General features: G+C 43.9%; 14 protein-coding genes. 8 read left to right on the forward strand and 6 right to left on the reverse strand.

Annotation, left to right across the window (positions count from 1 at the left end):
* The 5 genes from PHF18_RS09015 to PHF18_RS09035 all read left to right on the forward strand — a co-directional run.
* A partial coding sequence (locus PHF18_RS09015; protein ID WP_300101421.1) for a uroporphyrinogen decarboxylase family protein occupies positions 1-446 on the forward strand: 446 nt, incomplete at its 5' end.
* 534 nt (positions 447-980) lie between these two features.
* On the forward strand, positions 981-2915 hold the full coding sequence (locus PHF18_RS09020; RefSeq protein ID WP_300101424.1) for a hydantoinase/oxoprolinase family protein: 1935 nt from the start codon (positions 981-983) through the stop codon (positions 2913-2915).
* 84 nt (positions 2916-2999) lie between these two features.
* On the forward strand, positions 3000-4607 hold the full coding sequence (locus tag PHF18_RS09025) for a TCP-1/cpn60 chaperonin family protein (protein WP_300101427.1): 1608 nt from the start codon (positions 3000-3002) through the stop codon (positions 4605-4607).
* Positions 4608-5189: 582 nt separating this feature from the next.
* Positions 5190-5963: a winged helix-turn-helix domain-containing protein gene (locus PHF18_RS09030; RefSeq protein ID WP_300101430.1), complete on the forward strand. Its 774-nt coding sequence runs from the start codon at positions 5190-5192 to the stop codon at positions 5961-5963.
* A gap of 844 nt (positions 5964-6807) precedes the next feature.
* Positions 6808-8703, forward strand: a complete 1896-nt coding sequence (locus PHF18_RS09035; protein ID WP_300101433.1) for a uroporphyrinogen decarboxylase family protein — start codon at positions 6808-6810, stop codon at positions 8701-8703.
* Positions 8704-9238: 535 nt separating this feature from the next.
* Here the strand turns inward: PHF18_RS09035 and PHF18_RS09040 are convergent.
* Positions 9239-9505, reverse strand: coding sequence for a hypothetical protein (locus tag PHF18_RS09040; protein WP_300101436.1), 267 nt, complete (start codon positions 9503-9505; stop codon positions 9239-9241).
* A gap of 329 nt (positions 9506-9834) precedes the next feature.
* Here PHF18_RS09040 and mtaA point away from each other — a divergent pair, with 329 nt between their 5' ends.
* Positions 9835-10896, forward strand: a complete 1062-nt coding sequence (mtaA, locus tag PHF18_RS09045; RefSeq protein WP_300101439.1) for a methylcobamide:CoM methyltransferase MtaA — start codon at positions 9835-9837, stop codon at positions 10894-10896.
* A 491-nt stretch (positions 10897-11387) separates the two neighbouring features.
* Here the strand turns inward: mtaA and iscB are convergent, their stop codons facing one another.
* Positions 11388-12671, reverse strand: a complete 1284-nt coding sequence (iscB, locus tag PHF18_RS09050) for an RNA-guided endonuclease IscB (protein ID WP_300101442.1) — start codon at positions 12669-12671, stop codon at positions 11388-11390.
* A gap of 1130 nt (positions 12672-13801) precedes the next feature.
* On the opposite strand from iscB, the gene PHF18_RS09055 reads away from it, so the two are divergent.
* Both PHF18_RS09055 and PHF18_RS09060 read left to right on the forward strand, forming a co-directional pair.
* A complete protein-coding gene (locus PHF18_RS09055) occupies positions 13802-15466 on the forward strand; it encodes a methylamine methyltransferase corrinoid protein reductive activase (RefSeq protein WP_300101446.1) in 1665 nt (554 codons plus the stop codon).
* Positions 15467-15507: 41 nt separating this feature from the next.
* On the forward strand, positions 15508-15858 hold the full coding sequence (locus PHF18_RS09060) for a hypothetical protein (protein ID WP_300101449.1): 351 nt from the start codon (positions 15508-15510) through the stop codon (positions 15856-15858).
* 117 nt (positions 15859-15975) lie between these two features.
* Here the strand turns inward: PHF18_RS09060 and PHF18_RS09065 are convergent, their stop codons facing one another.
* The 4 genes from PHF18_RS09065 to PHF18_RS09080 form a co-directional block, all read right to left on the reverse strand.
* Positions 15976-17052, reverse strand: coding sequence for a uroporphyrinogen decarboxylase family protein (locus PHF18_RS09065; RefSeq protein WP_300101451.1), 1077 nt, complete (start codon positions 17050-17052; stop codon positions 15976-15978).
* Between the two features lie 178 nt (positions 17053-17230).
* On the reverse strand, positions 17231-17995 hold the full coding sequence (locus PHF18_RS09070) for an ABC transporter permease (protein WP_300101453.1): 765 nt from the start codon (positions 17993-17995) through the stop codon (positions 17231-17233).
* Complete coding sequence (locus PHF18_RS09075; RefSeq protein ID WP_300101456.1) at positions 17992-18984, reverse strand: ATP-binding cassette domain-containing protein; 993 nt, start codon at positions 18982-18984, stop codon at positions 17992-17994. Before PHF18_RS09075 ends, PHF18_RS09070 begins: the two co-directional genes overlap by 4 nt.
* Positions 18985-19145: 161 nt before the next feature.
* Positions 19146-20867, reverse strand: a complete 1722-nt coding sequence (locus PHF18_RS09080; RefSeq protein WP_300101459.1) for an ABC transporter ATP-binding protein — start codon at positions 20865-20867, stop codon at positions 19146-19148.

Here is a 20867-nt window from a genome sequence, read left to right on the forward strand (position 1 = left end):
TCGACCAGCACATCCCGATTTTCAAGCAGTACAACCAGCCATACGTAATCCACAACTGTGCTGATGCCGTGCACTTCGAGACCCAGATCAGGAAGTTCGGAACCTCCCTGTACAGCTACGCCTACTACGAGAAATCAAAGGAAAAGGGATCCCAGAACTATGCAGACCTCATCCCCAAGTATGGAGACATCTGCTGTATGATGGGAGAAGTAAACCCTGTTGAGTTCATGGACGGCTCTGCAGCCGGCGTGCAGAAAGTCAAGGACGACACCAGGAACCTGCTCCAAAACGTGATGCCTGTGCTCAAGGAGAACGGTTACCAGTCCAAGTATATCTTGTCCACTGGCTGTGAAATCCCACCAGGAGGACCACTGTCCACTGTCCAGGCAATGGTGAACACCGTAAAGGAACTTGGCCCGGACCTCCAGAAGAATATAATGGGATAAAATCTCCTTAATGGGGTGAGATCGTCTCTCCCCATTTTTCTTTAAAGCTTTAAGAAAATCACATTTAATAGCCCAAAAGCAATAACTAAAAAGCCAGAAACACTCCATAAGAATTCAGAAATAAAAAACAGAAAAACCTCCAGAATCAAGAAAATAAACAGAAAAAACAGATTTTAACCTCCAAACAGATTTTAACCTCCATAAAGAAGTGAGAATAAACTTCTGATTTCCACACTTTTAAAATAACACCAGGTACTCCCGTATAATCGAGAGCTTCATGGTGAAAGACCTCCAATTAAGCAAGCTCTGAAGAAATACGAAGGGTGAAGATTATTCACCCTTCTCCTAATCAGGGGACGCCGGAAAATGTAAGCCGTGTTATCTTTTTTTGAAAAACGGTTTGATGCCTTAGAAGAATCGGATTTAACCAATTTATAGGCTAAAAAGATGAGAGAAGTATCCGGGCTATGGGAAATAATTGGGACCCGGAAAAAGGGAGAAAATGGGCCATAGAAATTGCAGAGGAGGAATTTAATGTATTTGGGACTGGGCATTGATACTGGTGGGACATATACCGATGCCGCTATTATGGATATGTCAAATGGAACCGTGATCGAGTCGAATAAAGCGCTTACAACTTATCCTGACCTTATAAGGGGAATAAAGAATTCAATTGAAGGACTGACCCAGGATTGCCTGAAAAGGATAAAATTCGTTTCTGTGTCTACAACCCTTGCTACCAATACTACTCTTGAGGGCAAAGGCTATCCTGCGGGGCTAATTCTTATAGGGCACACTATCCCGAAAAAACTTGCCAGCCGTTATGTAATATCAATAGGAGGCGGGCACGATTCCGATGGAAACGAAATTGCTCCTCTTGAAGACCTGGAAATCGTAAAAGAATTTGTCAGGCAGGTAAAGAACAAAGTGGCTGCTTTTGCAGTTTCCGGTTATTTCGGAGTCAGGAACCCGGAACATGAACTCAGGGTCAAGGAAGCAATTCAGGAAATAACTGACATGCCTGTTGTTTGCGGGCACGAACTTTCCATGAGCCTTGGAGCTTACGAAAGGGCTGTGACAGCTCTCCTGAACGCTGAACTGATCCCGGTAAGCAAGCAGTTCATCGAATCCATCCAGGCAGTAATTGAAGAAAAAGAAATAAAGGCAACCCTGATGATGATGAAATGCGACGGGTCCCTGGTCCGCATAGAAGAAGCCCTGCAAAAGCCTGTAGAATCAATATTCTCCGGACCCGCTGCAAGCCTTGTGGGAGCTGCCCACCTGACAGGCCTGCACACCTGCGTGACAATGGACGTGGGAGGCACAAGCACGGATATAGCCATGATTTCCAGAGGCATACCCGAGATCAGCGACACGGGAGCAAAAGTCGGGGGCTGGAAAACAATGGTAAAAGCCATCAGGATGGACACCTCGGCTCTTGGGGGAGACAGCCTGGTCTGGATTAAAAGAAAAACCTACCTGGGGCCCACAAGAGTGGTCCCTCTCTGCCTGGCAGCTTCAGAGTTCCCGGATATTCTGGAGAAACTCGAAAAAAGCGATGTTCCAGGCGAACGCATTATGGATGAGATTATACAGCCAACTTCGTTTTTCATAAGGACTGGGGTGAACTCTCCTGAGCTTCTTAGCGGGGAACTTGAAGAAGATGAGAAGGCAATAATCGAACATCTCGGGACAGAGCCTCTTTCGGTATTCGAGATCTCGGAAAGAACTGGAAAACACCCTCTTATGTTTGCAGGAACCCTAAAAACCCTCATCCGAAAGAGACATGTAAGCCAGATAGGGTTTACCCCAACCGATGCCCTGCACGTGCTCGGAGAATATGTAAAATGGGACGGGAGAGCTTCCTTCATAGGCGCTAAAATCCTTGGAAAGACTCTTAAAAAAGGAGCAGAAGAGTTTTCAGCCCAGGTTAAAGCTGAAGTCGTAAGAAAACTTACTCTAGAATTGATTTCTTTCTTTGCGGAGGACATGAAGAAAGAAGACGTTGAAAAGATGATAGGAAAGGAAGCTTTTCTGAAATTCCATATAAAGGTCCCTGTAGTCCTGGTAGGTGCGCCTGTAAGAGCCTATCTGAAAGAACTGAATGAAGCTGTGGACGCAGACATAAGGATTCCTGTATTCCACGATGTAGGAAATGCCGTGGGCGCCCTTGTAGGAAAAGTCGTCCACAGGACAGAGATCCTTATCCGTCCTTCGGCAGCAGGAAAAGCAGAATATTCGGTATTCTCCAGGCTTGGAAAAGAGATCTTTGAGGATTACGGAGAAGCCCTGGACTACGGGCTTAAGCTAAGCCACAGGTTGATTTCTGAGTACATGGACGGATACGGCCTGGAGATGGACAACGTGGATTTCGACCTACGACAGAATGACGTGGGAAACAGGGGGAAAGCTCCGCTGGAGACCCGCCTGGTCGGAGTCGGGGTAGGAACGACCGGAAAGCTGGCATAAGATAGAATGTAAAAACGGCAGGCACCAGCAGGCCATAAACAGCAGAAACAAAACAGCAGGAACAGCAGCAAATGAGGAGAGGACATGGCAAGCGAATTAAAAACACAGGGCAGCATGAGCCCGGAAAGCCAGGACGGAATGGCAAAACTGGCCCGGACGATAAGGGATAAGATTCTCATCGACGAGCCGATAAAAGAAGAAGAGCTTATCGACCAGCTTGAAAGGGCAGCCACAGAAATTGACGAGCTGCTGGGCTCCTCCCTTGGGCCAAAGGGGATGAACAAAATAATATTAAACCCCGTGGGGGATATTTTCGTTACGAGCGACGGGAAAGTCATCTTAAAAGAAATGGATGTGCTTCACCCGATAGTAACTTCATTAAAGAAACTTGCGGAATCAATGGACAAAGCCTGCGGAGATGGCACAAAGACAGCTGTGATTTTTGCAAGCAACCTGATTAAAAACGCTGTCGGACTCATCAGGGCAGGGGTTCACCCGACAATCATTATAGAGGGTTACGAACTTGCCATGCAAAAAGCGTATGAGATGCTGCAGTACAGCATAAAGCAGGCCTCAGAAGAGGACATACGCACAACAATAATGTGCTCGGCAACAGGAAAAGGGATTGAAAGGCAGCAGGCAGAAGCTGTGACGGACATCGTCCTTCAAGTCATAAGCCACCTTAACGAAAAGCAGGCTGGAAGGCTCGACCTGAACAGGAACGTCAAAATCCTAAAAAAGAGAGGCGGGCCGGAGATCGTTGCAATAGAAGGCCTGATTCTTGATGAAAACCCGGCAAGAGTGGATATGCCTGCTGAATTCGAAAGCCCTGCGGTCCTGATTACGAATTATGACCTCAAGATAAAAAGCGGATACCTAAACCCCCAGCATAACCTCAAAATGGATTCTGTACAGACTTCCCTTCTTTTTGAAGATAGAAGAAAGGAAATGTGCGGGAAAATCGCTAGAAAAATTATTGATTCGGGAGCTAACGTGCTCTTTTCTGAAGGGGATATAGATCCGTATATAGAGACTTTGCTAAGGGACAGTAACATACTGGCTTTCAAGAAGCTGAAGATGAAAGACCTTGAGAAGCTTGCGGAAGCAACAGGTACAACCCTGATGGCACAACAGGACGAAATTAACCCGCAGGATCTGGGCAGAGCAGACAGTATAAAGGTAGAAAAGAAAAACGGAGAAAACTTCGTTTTCATCACCGTTAAAGAGAAAGCAATAGCCACCATCCTGATCTGGGAACCTGTAAAATACGGGCTTGACAAGGTAGAAGAAGCCGTTGATGATGCCCTCAATAATGCGGCGTTCCTCCTGAAGAACAAAGGGATAGTAAACGGGGGAGGGGCGATAGAGTTTGAACTGGCACATATGATCCGGCTGTTTGCAGCAACACAGACTGGAAAGAAGCAGCTGGCAGTCCAGGCATATGCTGATTCCCTCGAAAAGATCCCCACGATTCTTGCCAGAAATATGGGAATGAATGCAATTGATGCAATGGCGCAGATGAGAAATTCATATTCAAGAGGAATAGAAGCCAGGATAGACCTTTCAAGAAAAGTGACCGAAAAGGGACCGAAAGTCTACGATTCGGCAACGGTAAAGAAACTCGCCATTATAGCAGGTACGGAGACTGCAAGAAACGTGCTCAGAATAGATGAAATAGTCCCGAAGAGATGAGATCACGCTGATGATAATGTCCCACCAGTATCCGTGGCATTGTTATCGTTTCCCCAAAAAGTGAGTTAGACTTGCAATACTTTTCCGGGAGGATACAGATTTGCCATTTTATGTGCCTCTCGAAAAGAAAAGTATAGAGCCAGAAAAACCCTCTCGGAAGGAGGCTCCGTGATCCCCTGTTTTAATCTTTTTTGTTATCGAAGGCAAACCCTCCTGAGACGGCGAGGAGGAATATAGCCCATAAAAATCGAAGTGGTCTGAAAAAATGTACATCTGGAAAAAACAGGCCCCATGCAAAATTAAAGCCTTTTGTAAAACCAGAGCCCTTCTCGAGAAGACTCGAATTATGTTATATAGAGTTAGTCCCAAAATTGGGTAGATTACCGGAACCTGGATAATTAGCATAATTGTTGTTGCCGTGGAATCCTGCCGATCCTGGAAATTGCAAAAAATAGAAATCCATCTGCATTCGGAACTGTCCTGTCTATGGCGGTTCTTAATCGTTGAGGTATAAAAAGGGATTTACTGTGTGAGGAATTAATTCAAATAGTGATTCTGGGAATAAGGTTGGAAGTTGATATTATGAGTGGACTTATAGATTTGATTTTTTTTTCGGAGAAAAGGAAGGAAATTTTGATCCTGTTGACAAAAGGACCGAAAAGAGCCGATGAAATAAAAAACAGCCTTAATGGCGATACATTTTCAATAATGCCGCAGCTAAAAAAGTTGAAAGATATGGATGTTATTGTCCAGGAAAGAAACATCTATAAACTCTCGGACATCGGGAAAATAATTGGGGAAAAAATACTGCCTCTGACGGAGCTCCTTCAGGTTTTTGAGGGAAATGACCATTACTGGTCAAAGCATGACAGAAGGCCGATACCCGAGTTTCTGATGAATAAACTGCACATGCTTGGAAAATGCAAACTGGATGAACCTGATCTGGATCACCTCTTCGAATTCCCGGAGGATCTGAAAGAAATGGTATTCAGGTCCGAGAGACTCAGAAGTTTTTACTCATTTTTTTGTCCCGAATGTCCTGCAATTCAGGCAACCTGTGCAAACAATGGAGCAAAAGTGGACCTTATTCTGGATGAAAAGGTCTACAACCGACTAAAGAACGACTTTAAGGACACATACGGATCACTGCTTGAAAACGATGTTTCACTCTACATTTATAGGGGAAAAATAAAACCGTCCTCCTTCATAATTTCAGATGAATTTATGATGCTGAAACTCTTCGGAAAGGAAGGACAGTTTGACCACAGAAAAATCATGAGTTTCAATAAAAGCTCCATTGAATGGGGAAACGAACTTGCTGATTACTACATAGGACTTTCGGAAAAAGTAAATTAAGCAAAAAAGGAGGTGCATATTTACACCTCCAAAATCTGAGTATTTGTGCCTCCGCCAACCATTCCAAATACATAGTTTTTACTTAAGTGCAGGTGACTTTTAGATATTAGTGATAAAATATTGAAAAGTGAGTACATCTGCCTCCTTTGCCCATATTCGCCTACTTTGCCCATATTCGAGAACCACACCCCTATTTGCGGTTCACAGTAACTGACCCCCAGACCCTAAAAACAATACCCTCGAATATTTCGAGGTATAATTATTTTTGAAGGCATCTATTTTTTTGAACCTGATTATTCAGCGAGAAAAGCTTTTCTCATCCCCTCCCCGAAAGTTCTCATTTACTAATTTTCTGTTTCCCCAAAATGCTCTGATTAAACAATTTTCCTGCTTTCCCTAAAAGCCCCTTTTACAAATTTTTCTGCCTATCCTGAAAAGGCTCCTTTGCCAGAGAGTAAAGTATCCTGAAAAGGATACACCTGAAATATTAAACATACCCGTAAAACAGGAAAGCCAAAAAAATAAGAGCACGATTAAAAATTTGCAGTTTCTACAAAAACAGCATCGGCTATGCTATATATTATTGAATAATAATACCTGAATGTAAACAACCATAGCAGAAACATGACCATCCGGAGATGTAAACGCGGCTATTTAGAGACTTGCTGACGAAATATCATCATGTTGGAGAAATAGCTACTGGATAGGCATCAGGTACTGGATAAGCATCAGAAAGTCTATGGAAAAATAAAGGACAGGGAAACCTTAGAAAACCCTGCCCAGAGCAGAAAAAACAGGATACCAGGATCTGGTACATCTAATCCTGAAAAATGGAGGTTTAAATATGGCAAAAGAAGAAATTCTTAACGGTTTAACAGATGCTGTCGTCGAAGGAGACGACGACCTTGCAGAAGAATTCGCACAAAAGGCTCTTGACGAAGGAGTCGACGCATATGAAGCAATCATTGATGGTCTCGCAAAGGGCATGAATGTAGTCAGTGACATGTACGAGAAGGGAGAAGCCTTCGTCCCCAGCCTTCTGCTCGCTGCTGATGCAATGTATGCAGGAATGGAAATCCTTACCCCTTACATAAAGACTGACGCAACCACGGTCCCACGGAACGTCGTCGTTGGTACTGTTGAAGGTGACGTGCACGACATCGGGAAGAACCTTGTCAAGACAATGATCACCGCCGCAGGCTACAACGCAATTGACCTCGGTGTCGATGTCCCACTCGATAAATTTGTTGAAACTGCAAAGGAAAAGAAGGCAGTTGCAATCTCCATGAGCACCCTGATGACCACCACCATGGGCGGCATGGAAACTGTTATCGAACAGCTTCAGGAAGAAGGTCTCAGAGACTCCCTTGTCGTCATGGTCGGCGGTGCACCCATTTCCAGGGAATACGCAGAATCCATCGGAGCAGATGGCACAGCCGGGGACGCAAGCGGAGCAGTCGAAACACTTACCTCCCTCTTCAGCGCACTTCCTGCCGATACATGGAGCGAATCCTCAGTCTCAGCAAGCAAGATGAAGTACAAGGAAATCCTCGCACAGAAGGGCACCAGGGAAGATATCGACGTTGGGCTCCTCACCGCAGAGAAGATCCTCGCAGATTACGACTCCGTTGTACCCAAGTTCAACGAGACCATGACCAAGAAGGAAAGGTTTGTTTCCGCTTTCCAGGACAAGAAGGTCGACAGGCTCCCGGTCGCACCCCTCATCTGCGGTCTCTCCAGGAAGTTTGTACCCTGCTCCTACGCAGACTACTCCACCAAGGCAGAAATGTATGCAGCCAGTGCAGTCGCAGGTACCAAGTACTTCAACATTGACAACTTCGTTGGCCTTACTGACCTCTGTGTGGTCGCAGGTGACTTCGGTGCAACCATCAGAGTCCCTGAAGAAGACACTCCTGCAGCAGTCGGACACCTTGAAGACTACGAAACCATGGAAGTCCCTGAAATCAAGGAAGGCACCCGTGCATACAACCTTATCCAGGGCAACAAGCTCGCGACCGAGAAGGCAAAGGCAATTGATGCACCCATCACAGCCCTTTTCGAAGGCCCGATGGTAGCCCTGACCCAGATCATGGGAGCAACCCGTGTCCTCTCCGACCTCAGGACCAACCCCGACGTTGTCCAGAAGGCCCTTGATAAAACCACCGAATACTGTAAGGAAATGGCAAAGATGATGTTCGAGGAAGCCCAGCCTGACAACCTCTGTCTGGTAACTCTCTGGACTAACAACATCATTCTCGGAGCAGACGAATATATGAAGACCGAAGGAAAGGCCATGCAGAACGTCTTCGCCCCGCTCTACAAGGAGTACAACAAGCCCATGGTTGTCCACAACTGTGCAGATGCCCCTCACTGGGACCTCATCAAAAAATGGGACACCAAGTACTACAGCTACACCTTCTATCCCGAGCAGGTAAACAAAGGCTCCAAGGACCACAAGTACCTCATTGAGAACTACGGCAAAGATGTCATGTTCGGCGGAGAAGTTAGCCCAATTGCATTCATGGACAACAGCCCCGCAAACATCGAAAAGATCAGGACCGAAACCATTGCCCTCCAGGAAAGCGTCCTGAACACTCTCAAGGAGAACGGAATGCAGTCCAAGTACGTGATTGCAACCGGTTGTGAAGTCCCACCAAGAGGCCCGTGCGACACCGTCACTGCCCAGTCTTACACTGTAGCAGAAACCGGTCCGGAACTCTACAAAAAGATCATGGGATAAACCCACTGATATCACCCAATCAAAAAAGGCAATGTAAAAATTGCTGTTTGAGAGGACGGATATTTTTGTCCGTCCTCTTTTTTATGAAACTTGATGTATTTACAGAAGCTTTCGGGTTTTATTAAGAAGGGCACTTGTATAAATTAAATTAATTCTGCAGATGTCGAAAAATAAATCCAGCAAAATCTCCACACATAAAGTCAAAAATCCACAAATAAAATCAAAGCTCCATACATTAAAAAAATCTCCACACATAAAATCAAAGCTCCATACATTAAAAAAATCCACACATAAAGTCAACCCTGTAGAATTCAGAAAAAATAGAATTCAATGGGATCTTAACACGAAATCCTGAATTACAAGGTAAAAAATCACGCTGATGACAATGTCCATCCCTCTCAAAAGGCATTGTTATCCCCTCTCCAAAAAAGTGAATAGACCAGAAAAACTTCCCTAAGCACAGATTTGCCATTTTAACGTGCCTTCGGAGAAGTAAAGTCTACATCCACGAAAAACCGGTTCAATGCTCTCAGCCTCAAACCTCCAGGCAGGAGAGGGCAATGAACCGGAAAAATAAGAACAAATCAGGACAAACGCACTGTTTCAGGCTCTTTTGCCATTTTAAGAGCTGAAAAAGTGCTGCTAATCCTGAGAAACCTCCAAAAAAAGTTCCAACATATTGGCATGCCCCTGGAACTGCCGGAATCCTCCGAGCAGGAAAAGGGGCAGAAATCCGGTTGTTGATAATTGTTGATAATAGAACATCAACGTTATCCGTCAGTCCAGGGATCTTTTTTCTCATGTTCTGTTTCCTGGCAGGTTTTCGTTCTATCCGCTTCAAAATTGGTATAAATCCATGAATCTATTTTTACTCCATGAATCTCTTTTCTACAAGCTTTGTTTTGTGAAATTTCCTGAATATATTTTCTACAAGCTTTGTTGCCACGCAATAAAAAGAGATAGCTAAGGCGCGATTTGTCTTCAGAAAAAGTATTTTTAGATGGATTTATATAATTTGTATACAGATATTTTAACTGAAAAATATAAAAGTGATCCCGCCTGTAATTAATAATCAGAAGAAGTCAACTATAAGGCTTAATGTAACAAAAGGATTTTTAATGGCAGGTTAAAATGGCAGATCCGGACCTGAGAGACCGTTTCCTGAATACCCTGAAAGGAAAAGCTGTGGATAAAGTGCCGGCTCTTTCGGTTACCCAGACCGGGACCGTGGAACTCATGAAAAAGAGCGGAGCAGCCTGGCCTGAGGCTCATTTTGATGCGGAAAAAATGGCAGACCTTGCCCTTTCAGCTCATACCTTTGCAGGCCTTGAAGCCGTTCGCTACCCCTTCTGCCTCACTGTCCTATCCGAAGCTCTGAGCTGCAAGATTAACCCGGGCAGATTGGACATTCAGCCGTCTCCAGGCTCTAACCCTTTTGCAGAAAACCCGGAAACGCTGGAACTTCCCTCAGACTTTGCGGAGAGGGGAAGAATTCCACTTATTGCTAATGTGACATCTATTTTGAGAAAAAAAGCAGGTGAAGAGGTCCCTCTCATAGCAGGAATGGAAGGCCCGGCATCCCTGGCTTCAAGATTGGTTGGTACGTATAATTTCCTTACCTGGACACTTAGAAAGCCCGAAACGTTAAAAGAATTCATTAAAGTCACAGGAGCAGTCTGTTCCAGATACACAGAAGTGCTTTACGAAGCCGGGGCAGATGCTGTCTGCATAGTTGATGGGATAGCAGGGCCTGACACGCTTGATCCCAAAGACTTTGAGATTTTTATGAGGCCCGAATATGAAAAATTATGCAGAGCCGGAAAAGGAATAAAACTCATACATATCTGTGGGAACTCAACCCCCATCCTCAAATCTATTTCAGAATGTGGTTTTCAGGGGATCAGTATAGAAGAAAAAGTAACCGACCTGCGTGCTGCAAAAAAACTTGTAGGAAGCAAAACAAAACTGATAGGAAACCTTGCTTCATCAGGAGTCATGCTTAACGGGACCTGTGAAGAGATAAAAAAAGAGGCAACGAAATGCCTGGAAGAGGGAATTGATATACTTGCTCCCGGGTGCGGAATTGCCCCGAAGACCCCGATTAAAAATATAAAGGCACTTGTTGAAGCGAGAGATGAGTATTACATCAAGCTTGAAAGATATGGGTGTTCACGGTACATAGCTGATGTTTGAATAAAAAGCAACTGATTCGAAATAACAAATCTGAGTTCTGGCCCATACAACCTCTTTCACTATACCAAACCTTTCTTGTCACGCTCGACGCAGGAGAGCGGCCTTTCCCGCTAAAGAATGATTCAAATATAATATCAAAGATTTTTGTTGCCAGGAATGATTATTTGGGGAAATGGAACTATAGAATAATTCCCTAAATAAAAATTTGAAGTTATATTTTTATCATTCCCAGGTCGTAGGTCTCGGATGAAAGGTCCCAGACACGGGCAATATCCAGTTTCATCTGGTTATCCTGAATAGCCATATCTTGATTCCTATGTTTGTGTTTTCAACTTGAGGTAATAGTCCCCCATTTTGCCCCAATCAGATTAGCTCCCTGAAGGTTTTTGGTAGACTGAATAGCGCTACTAAAAATCACTATTCCGGGAAGAAATCTTCTGCTCTTCTTTTGTATTCCCGGGTTTAGTTTATAAAATTGTATTCATTTTACCTCAGCAGGAGACCCCTTCCTCGACATTTCCGGCTTGCCGGAAATGGCAGGTGGGGGAGGAATGCGTCATCTGTACCATCTGAACTAATGTTGTACTCCTCGCACTCAGTCTCCTACATTTTTTCTTAACATTAACACTATCTGAAATTTTGTTTCCGAATATATCTGAGATTGAAAAATACCCGGATGACCGTTTGCCACGAATGAACCCGATCCCTTTTTCCGTATTTACAAGATCGAATTTCCTGAGCCCAAACAGCTTTCCGGTAGGTATTTTCTTCTCTGATCTCTTCCCTCTCCGCTGCTGATAATCTCCCACAGGAACGTTTCTTTTTAGAAAAACCGAATCTTCTACCTCTACTTTCTGATCGTCCCTGCAACAGATAGCAACAGCATCAAAGTAATGTGTTTTTAACAACTTTAAGACCTGCTCTCTCCTGTACTTTGTTTCGTACCCGAAAGTCTCTGCAAAATTCCAGCCGGATTTCCGGATTTGGGATTTGAGAATCCCAATTTCAGTTGCATGTTTTGTTTTTGACTTGTTACCTGAGAGTTTGAATTCTTCATTGTGCAGGGCTTTGTGACAGGTTTCACAAAGCGTAATCAGGTTTTCCGGTGCATCTGATCCCTTCTGTGACCTGAAAACAATGTGATGGCAATGTAGCCGGGAATCCTTTGACTTTCCCATGCAATGCTGGCAGGTGTAGCCGTCCCGATCCAGAACGTAAGCTTTGACATTGTAGAAGCCTTTAAGGTCCCCTTCCTGATACCCAACCCCGGAAACCTCCGGATTTGTTATTTTGTGAATATCAAAGGAAGCAAGCTCTACCTTCCACCCGGTTACAGGAAGCAGGGATTCCACAAACCTTTTTTCCCGGAAATGAGACTCAAGTTTGCTTTTGATGGAAGAAGCTAATCTCCCTTCTCTCCTTGAATTTCCCCGGTTAGCAAATCTTGAGGGTCTGTACCTTGTTTTTCTACCTCTTCTGGTTCTCCGGTACATCTTCCGTTGTTGCATCTTTTTTGAAATGTTTTCTCTAAGGTAGATTTCGGACTGATACAACACTTTTCCGTTAGCAATGGCTGCACAGCCCACTACCTTAGAGCCGGTATCCATCCCTGCAGTTACAGGTTGAGTATATCCACTGCTTCCGAAAAGTAACTTGATTGTGAATGGAGTATTTCGGACCACTTTTGCCTTGCCTGCTTGCAGTAGCTTTCTGGCTTTTGAAGGTTTACAGGGCATAAGTGGTTTTTTGTTTTGATTGATTACGAAAACTAACATATAGTTTTCCTCCGAAAAGTTATGCGTATCCGAATTGTGGAGTCAATTCCGGAATCCGTCTTCCTCTCGATCTGATATGGAAAGGTTTAACGATGCAAGCACTGTCCCTACCTCTCAGGACTGTTTAACCGGCATCCTTAGAGCCTTAAACTGAGGCGGCATTCAAGGGTAACTATTTCTTTCCTATCGTTTACCGATTTTCCATTGCTCCTTATCGGTGATCTGGTCAACCAGGGCTTGTTAGACAAGCCCCTTCCTCAAAAACCTGAGCCGTTAGGTGAAGGTTTTAGGGAGGGGTAATTGACTTATAGCCTGGGTCTATTAGGCCTACAAAAATGACAGCAATGTTTTCACTAAAAGGTTGCTGATTTTTAGTAACCACGTAGTTCTTGTCTACTTGCAGCTATTGCTCCAAATAATAATGCTATAAAAACTGAATCGCGGAATGTCGAGAATGTCAAATTTTTTATTTTTGAAAAATATAGAATTGCTGCTGCAAATGTTATTATAAATGTGAAGACTCCTAACATTACATTCATCTTGATTCAATATGTTAAACATATAAATTAATATTTTCTGTGAAGCTTCCTTTCCTAATTTTGACAGCAACATTTTAGCCTAAATGTTGCTTTTTTCTCGTTTTCAAGCTTGTATCCTGCAGTTTTTCATACCTGTCACATGGATTATAGCAACATTGTGATATTTTGTTGCCATATAACTTCAGGCAAAAAAGTCTATACAAATGCATTTTAGACTTGCTGGATTAAAAACCGATTTTCGGGGAGAAGAGACTATTTTTCAGGCAGTAGTGACATTTTACACAGTGTTTGGCTCCCTCAATAATATCATAGCTTCTGTAAATTGATACACCTCAAAAATCAATGCCCCCTCAAAAATCAATGCCTTTACTGAAATCAGGACCCTTTATGATAAGCCCCGAATTATGTTATATACATTTAAGACTAAATTTTAGTTAAAAACGAATTGAATAATAGTGAAAACGCTGCGCAGCTCATTTCACTACCTGGAGTATATCCAGTTCATTACAGCCTGATACAGCGGATAGGCTCCAATTAATTTTTTTTAATTTTCAATCACGGAATGTGAATAGTGCAAGTGGAGTAAGAAAAATGTATGGGATCGCACTTGACCTGGGAACCAGCGGCTTTAGAGCGCAGCTTATAGACCTGGAAACAAAAAAAGTTGTAAGAACTGCCATGACAATGAGACACCCCCTGCCAGGGGGCAATGTGATCGACCATCTGGATTTTGCCCTTGAAGTAGGGGAAGATATTGCAAACAGTATCATACTTGACGCAGTAAAGAAGGTCATTGAAACCCTGGATGTAGATCCGGTTAGCATTCAGAAACTGGTTGTATGCGGAAACCCTATCCAGCTTTCACTCTTCCAGAACTCGGAGATAAGGGACCTTGCCTTTGCCGGAAAAAACATGCAGAAAAGGCTTGGAGTCGAGAATGTGGACAGGAGTGCCAGAGTCTTTCCGGCATCCGAACTTTTCAAGGATGTCCTGGACCTGCCGAATTGTGAAATAACTGTGCCTCCGGCTATCGCCCATGAGATAGGAGCCGACGCCCTGGCCATGATGATCGAAACGGATTTCCTGAACCAGAAAGAAGTCTCCATTGTCACTGACTATGGTACGAATGCGGAAATGGCAATAAAAGTAGGGGACAGGATCATCACCGGCAGTGCAGCCGCAGGACCCGCCATTGAAGGGCAGGGCATTAGCTGCGGAATGATTGCAAGCCCGGGTGCGATTTCAGACGTGAACCCTGAAGGTGAATACTGGCGGCTGACAGTCCTGAATGAAAAGATGGATGGAAGGCCCGGGGCTCTGATAAACCCTGTTACCGGCGAGACTGTGGAGAACGGAGAAATCGAGGCAGTGGGTATTACCGGAACGGGTGTAATTGCAGTTATTGCCGTTTCAATGGAAACAGGCCTTATGGAACAGCCTCCAAGACTACCCAATGGAAGGCTGATCCTTGGTAACGGCATAGAAATTACAGACGGAGATATTGCAGAAGCCGGAAAAGCCATAGGGGCAATCAGGGCATCCCAGCTAACTCTCCTGCTTGAAGCAGGAGTGCCTTTTGAAAAACTTGAAAATGTATATATGTCAGGAGCTTCCGGAACATATGTGGACAGCAGGAAAGCCAGGAAAATCGGCTCCTGCCCGGATTTCTCAAGAAAAACCGTACAGTTCGGAAACACTTCAATCGCTCTTGCCAGGGAAATCCTCCTGGATGAGTCCAGGCTCGAGGAAGTAATTGCCCTTGCAGGAACGATAAAAGCCGACCACCTGATGATGGCGACCAGTGAGACCTTCAAGAACATCTACACATGCGAGCTTTCCTACTGGACCGAAGGCATGAGTATGAAGTTGTACAAAAAGTTTTTTAAAATGTACAAGTGCCCTCCTCTCCCGGAACCCGTAGAGAATGCAGTGATGGAAAAAAGGGTTGTCAAAGACATTGAAGAAACAGGAAACGTTCCTGTAGAGATTGTCGAAGATGTGGGGATCACTATAGAGGTTCGTGTAGAAGGCTGCATCCAATGCGGTCGCTGTAACGAAGAGTGCCCGGAAAATGCCCTTGTAACCATCGAGAGAAACGGCAGTTTCTTTGCAAGCTGCAGGACTCAGGACTGCCTGGGGACAAGCTGCAGGCGCTGTGTCCGGGCCTGCCCTATAAAAGCAATAGATTTCAAGAATATCGCAATTCAGCCCACAAACGAGCTTCAGAAAAGCGGAATGACCAGCGGAATCTACTGAAAAGCGAATCTCTAAAAAAATAACTGGACAGGGTGCGAAAAATGACAAAAATAAGTGTATCTTCCTGCATGTGCGGTTTTAGCCATACGATAATGGGAAGGGTTGAAGGAGATAAGATCATCATAAAGATCGAAACTCCCTGTGAAAAATTCAGAGAGCTCACCTGCCTGGAATTCCCTCTTGAGGAAATGCTCGAGAATCAAAGTACTCTCGCCCTGGAGATGGAAAGACAAACGGACTGCTCCCTTGAATGCACCAGGGAATGCGCCATGGACTGCACGCGGGGATGCCTGATTCCCCATGCAGTGCTTAATGTATGCAGTATGGAAAGAGAGCTTGCAGAAATGCCGATTCTTGAAAGTGAAGAATACACGATTTCAGAGCTGCAGTGACTGGGGAGGAGGGGGCTTTTCAAAGGATTAATCCCCTCTTCCTCACTTAATTCAAATACTTAATAATAATACTTACATTATCGATTTTTAAAAAGCTCTGGATTGGCACCTATTACCTCATTCATATCTTCCGTATTTTTCTGCTGCATCTACCATTGCCATCACTTTAACAGGTGCTGCATTGACCGGAAATTCGCATCCAGGTGAGAGAATAAACCCACTTGGAGAGTTTATACCTTCTTCGATGTTCTGCCTGCATAGTTCCATAACTTCGTCATATGAACTACTAAGGAAAAGTGGAGGGTTTATATTGCCACAGATAACATCATGGTTTCCAAATGCCTTGATCTGATCTTTAATAGGTGTTTCCGGCCCAAAAAGCCAGATATATTTTCCAGACCAGCCCATATCTTCTCTTAATTTTGCATAATATGGAAGATTTAAATTCTGATCAGCACATGGATGCATGAGTACGGCATTTATCCCCAGTTCTTTTGCGTGTGTATGAACCTTTTTCATATACGGATATGCGAATTCCTCGAACATCTGCGGAGAAATCATGTTATTTGATTCAGATGGCCCCCCATCAAAAGGAATCAGGCTTTCTGAACCATACTTATTTGCAAAATAATCCAAGGCATTGATGAACAGGTCACTTACCTTATCGAGTAACAGATGGACAGCTTTTGGCTCCATTAGAAGCCATGTCAAAAACTCAGAGGTATCCGCAACAACCGAAGCCGCAGTAAAATTACTACCTATTTGCATAGTAACTGGCATTCCGAGTTCAGAACACCTGGCTGCGACTCTATCTGCTATTTTATATCCACCAGGCAATTCTCTGTCAAAATCTGGAACTTCAAGTTTTTCGATGTCCTCTATGGTTACCACAGGATGTTTTTTTACAAAAGGTGCACCCTGCCCTTTCCCATAGGGAAAACCTATCTCTCCGCCAAACTCCCATGCCCCACATGAGGCATATCCATACATTGGAGTTTGTTCATAACCATGAAGTCGCATCGATGCAAACTGCGCCTCGAAACATTTGTCCCCATCCGCATAAAAATCTCCAAGAGATATGCCTGTAATTTGTGAAGAATAACCCTCTATAAATGGAATCACTGGTATACGATCAGGTTTTTGGCCTGAAATAACAGCCGCCATACGTTCTGATGATGTCATCCTGGATACCATTGTAGAAATCTTCTCCTTGATTAATATTTATTTAAAAGTATGTAACTTAAAACATAAGTATATGTTGATATTGTAGCAAGTCAAACAGAAAAATCCAAAAATCTCGTATAACCAGCGTAAAATTCACAGAGAATGGAAAGAAAATCAATACACTTCCGACTTAAAAACAAAAATAAATTTAGATCGTCTCTGCCCTCTGGAAGAAATAACTGCTGGCGCAGACCATCAGAACCGACAGTGTTAAAAGAATACATACATCCAGCACAATTGAGAATTCACAATGACCGATCAATACTCCCCGCAAAGCATCCACACCATATGTCAGCGGATCAAAGTAAGACAGAATCCTTAGAGGAGCAGGCAAATTTGAAACCGGAAATAAAGCCCCGGATAAAAGGAAGAGGGGGAATGCAATAAAATTAATAACTGTGCTAAACCCGTGAAAATCCTTCAGTACGGAGGACAAAATCAATCCTATATTTATAAAGATCATCGATATGAGAACCATTATCACGACAGAGGATAGAATTGCAGGAAGATAAGGCAGCCTGAAACCAAGTAACACCGACATCATCATAATAATTAATGCCTGAATGATTGATGTGGTGGCACTTCCGGAGATCATCCCGAGAACAATAGAGACTCTGCTTGCAGGAGTCACCATAACCTCTTTTAAAAATCCGAACTGCTTGTCCATTATGACACTCATACCTGCATAAGCAGCCGTAAAAAGAAGGGTCATCCCGATAATACCAGGCACAAGATACTGAAAATATCCTATTGATTCAGGCAGACCCGGAAATTCCACTCTTCTAAAGCCCATACCCTGAAAGATCAGCATAAAAGCTGGCATGCCAATAGCACCCGCTATTCTGGATCGTGCCCTGAAATACTTTATTATCTCACGCCGCCAGAGGACATATACAACTCTTCCCTGAATCATCGGAGCATCCTCCTTCTCATCCGATCACGTCTAGCTGACTGCCTGCTGCCTTCCTGTTCTCGTATTATTGAACCTGTCAGGCGGAGAAAAACATCTTCAAGGCTTGGTTTGCTGAAATTTATCGAACTGATCCCGATACCCAGATTGCCGGCAGTTTGAAAAATATAAGGAATATTTTTCCCATAATCCGATAGAATAACATCAAGCGTTTTTCCGTTAGGAACAATTTCCTTCACCCATTCCTTCTCCCCAAGTGCAGCAGCAATGAGCTCAACCCTCCCTTCAATAGTCAGGCTGACACAATCCCCCCTAAGACAGTTCTTCAGACCTGATGGAGTATCAAGTGCAATTATCTTCCCATGATCAATTATCGCAATGCGGTCACAGAGGTAATCGGCCTCTTCCATATAATGGGTAGTCAGAATTACAGACGTCCCGTAATTTCGGTTCAGGTTTCTGATATGGCCCCATATTGATCTCCGGGTCTGTGCATCAAGCCCGAGAGTAGGCTCATCCAGAAACAAAACCTTCGGATAATGAATAAGCCCCCTTGCAATTTCAAGCCGCCTCTTCATCCCACCGGAATAATTTTCAACAAGAATATCAGCTTTATCAGCCAGACCCACAACATCAAGCACTTCCCGGATTCTTTTTTTCCGCTCATCTGAACCGATGTTGTACATCATGGCGTGAAATTCAAGATTTTCCCTCCCGGTAAGTCCTATATCAAGCGAAGGGTCCTGAAATATTATTCCGATACTATTCCTGACCTCACCGGGATCTCTTCTAAGGTCATATCCTGCGATTTCAGCATCACCTGCAGTAGGAAGAAGAAGAGTGGTCAGCATATTGAGAATAGTCGTCTTTCCCGCACCATTAGGGCCTAAAAGCCCGAAAAGCTCTCCGGGTTCAACCGAAAATGAGACGCTGTCCACAGCAGTAAATTCCCCGAATTTTTTTGTTAGCTCTTTAATAATTATTGCACTCATGTTAAACAGGACCTTCAAACCTAAACAAAACCTTCAAAACGGGATTTTTGAACAATTATCAGAAATTCACATATCAGAAACTCATATATCAGAAATTCACCTTTCATTGACAAAAATAAACAGTGTAGATTTATGAATTGTAAAAACAAGATCCATAGGGCTTAATGATTATGACAGCACAGCCCTATTCTTGAACCCACAAGCCTTTTTGTATACTCATCCGAAGGTGAAAGCATAACATCGTGGGAATTACCCATCTCTACAATCTTTCCGGAATTCATAACGGCTATTCTGTCAGCAATCTTCAGTGTCAGGGAGAGATCATGTGAAATATATATCATTGAAAACCCTCTCCTGTTCTGAAGGCCCTTTAAAAGACGCAATACATTTGCAGAGGTTGAAACATCCAGAGCCGAAGTTATCTCATCGGCAATAAGAAGTTTTGGCTCCATAACCATTGCTCTGGCAAGTGCAACCCTCTGCCTCTGCCCACCGCTGAGTTCCCCGCAATATTTTCCGAGGAAATTATCAGTAGTGGGAAGACGAACAAGTTCAAGGGCATTTTTAACCATTTGCAGTCTATCTCCATTGGACCCGATCTTATTGATATAAAGAGGCTCTTTGATTGCATCAAGCACGGTAAACCTGTTGCTGGTTGAACTGAATGGATCCTGGAATACTATCTGAACGCCGTTGACCCTGTTTCCATAGTTTCCCCCGCTGACATTCCCATCCATAAACAATACCTCTCCGCATTCGGGCCTTATTACATTTGCAAGGATATGTGCAAGGGTTGACTTGCCTGAACCGGTCTGACCAACAACTGCAAGAACCTCCCCTTCCATCACTTCCAGATTAACATTATCAACTGCCTTAAGATATTCTCCATTTGGCAGAAGATACCTGAAACTCAAGTTTTTTGCCTCCAAGAGGCCTGCTATGCCACCTCTATGGCATGCAATTTCCCGCCCGCCTCCTACCGGCATAAGAACCGGGGAAGCTTTATTGCATATATCGATTTTCTGTGTACATCTTGGGCTGAAAGAGCAACCCTTAAACTCATCCCCTGCCGGAACATCCCCGGGAATTCCCCATAAATCTTTATAAACGAAAATATCCGGTGTCGAATGGACAAGGCCCCTCGTATAAGGATGACGGGGAGATACGAGAATATCCCTTACAGGTCCGGTTTCCACAACCCTTCCTGAATACATAACAGCAATCCGAGACGCCACAGAAGACACAAAAGTGATATCATGAGAGATCATTAACATCGTATAACCGTTCTTCTTCTGAAGGTCAACCAGAAGATCCCTGATCTCCTTTCGGGTAAATGCGTCAAGGGCAGAAGTAACTTCATCAAGAATCAGTAATTTAGGATCGCATGAAAGAGCCATTGCCAGAAGAACCCTCTGCCTCATACCCCCTGAGAGCTGATGCGGATATGAATCCATCCATTTCGGATCAAGGCCGACAGTCCGGAATAGATCAGCACATTTACTTCGGGCGTTTTCAGGGCTGATATCAAGATGTTTTATCATTGGTTCCGTTACCTGAACGCCTACTTTCATAACAGGATTCATCACATCCAGGCCGTTCTGAAAAACTATTGCAATATCCTTCCATCTGAACCTGTCCATCCCGGATTCGGGCAAAGAAGAGATTACCTCATCCCGGTAAAGAATTTCACCGGAAATGGCTGTATTTTCCGGCAAAAGCCCCATGATCCCAAGTGCAACAGTGGTCTTGCCACTTCCGGATTCTCCGACAATGCCCAGAATTTCTCCTTCTTCAATTTCAAAAGAAATGCCGTCAACAGCCCTGACAGTGTTAATGTCAGTCAGATAGTGGCATTTAAGATAATTAATTTTAAGCAAACTCAT

This window comes from Methanosarcina sp. (assembly GCF_028693135.1).
Classification (GTDB): domain Archaea; phylum Halobacteriota; class Methanosarcinia; order Methanosarcinales; family Methanosarcinaceae; genus Methanosarcina.

What these genes read in the sequence shown, in the direction of transcription:
- PHF18_RS09040 (WP_300101436.1), bottom strand. Translation starts at nt 9,505, where the DNA reads ATGAGAAAAAAGATCCCTGGACTGACGGATAACGTTGATGTTCTATTA.
- PHF18_RS09065 (WP_300101451.1), bottom strand. Translation starts at nt 17,052, where the DNA reads ATGGTATCCAGGATGACATCATCAGAACGTATGGCGGCTGTTATTTCA.
- mtaA (WP_300101439.1), top strand. Translation starts at nt 9,835, where the DNA reads ATGGCAGATCCGGACCTGAGAGACCGTTTCCTGAATACCCTGAAAGGA.
- PHF18_RS09080 (WP_300101459.1), bottom strand. Translation starts at nt 20,867, where the DNA reads ATGAGTTTGCTTAAAATTAATTATCTTAAATGCCACTATCTGACTGAC.
- PHF18_RS09025 (WP_300101427.1), top strand. Translation starts at nt 3,000, where the DNA reads ATGGCAAGCGAATTAAAAACACAGGGCAGCATGAGCCCGGAAAGCCAG.
- PHF18_RS09020 (WP_300101424.1), top strand. Translation starts at nt 981, where the DNA reads ATGTATTTGGGACTGGGCATTGATACTGGTGGGACATATACCGATGCC.
- PHF18_RS09035 (WP_300101433.1), top strand. Translation starts at nt 6,808, where the DNA reads ATGGCAAAAGAAGAAATTCTTAACGGTTTAACAGATGCTGTCGTCGAA.
- PHF18_RS09030 (WP_300101430.1), top strand. Translation starts at nt 5,190, where the DNA reads ATGAGTGGACTTATAGATTTGATTTTTTTTTCGGAGAAAAGGAAGGAA.
- PHF18_RS09070 (WP_300101453.1), bottom strand. Translation starts at nt 17,995, where the DNA reads ATGATTCAGGGAAGAGTTGTATATGTCCTCTGGCGGCGTGAGATAATA.
- PHF18_RS09075 (WP_300101456.1), bottom strand. Translation starts at nt 18,984, where the DNA reads ATGAGTGCAATAATTATTAAAGAGCTAACAAAAAAATTCGGGGAATTT.
- PHF18_RS09060 (WP_300101449.1), top strand. Translation starts at nt 15,508, where the DNA reads ATGACAAAAATAAGTGTATCTTCCTGCATGTGCGGTTTTAGCCATACG.
- PHF18_RS09055 (WP_300101446.1), top strand. Translation starts at nt 13,802, where the DNA reads ATGTATGGGATCGCACTTGACCTGGGAACCAGCGGCTTTAGAGCGCAG.
- iscB (WP_300101442.1), bottom strand. Translation starts at nt 12,671, where the DNA reads ATGTTAGTTTTCGTAATCAATCAAAACAAAAAACCACTTATGCCCTGT.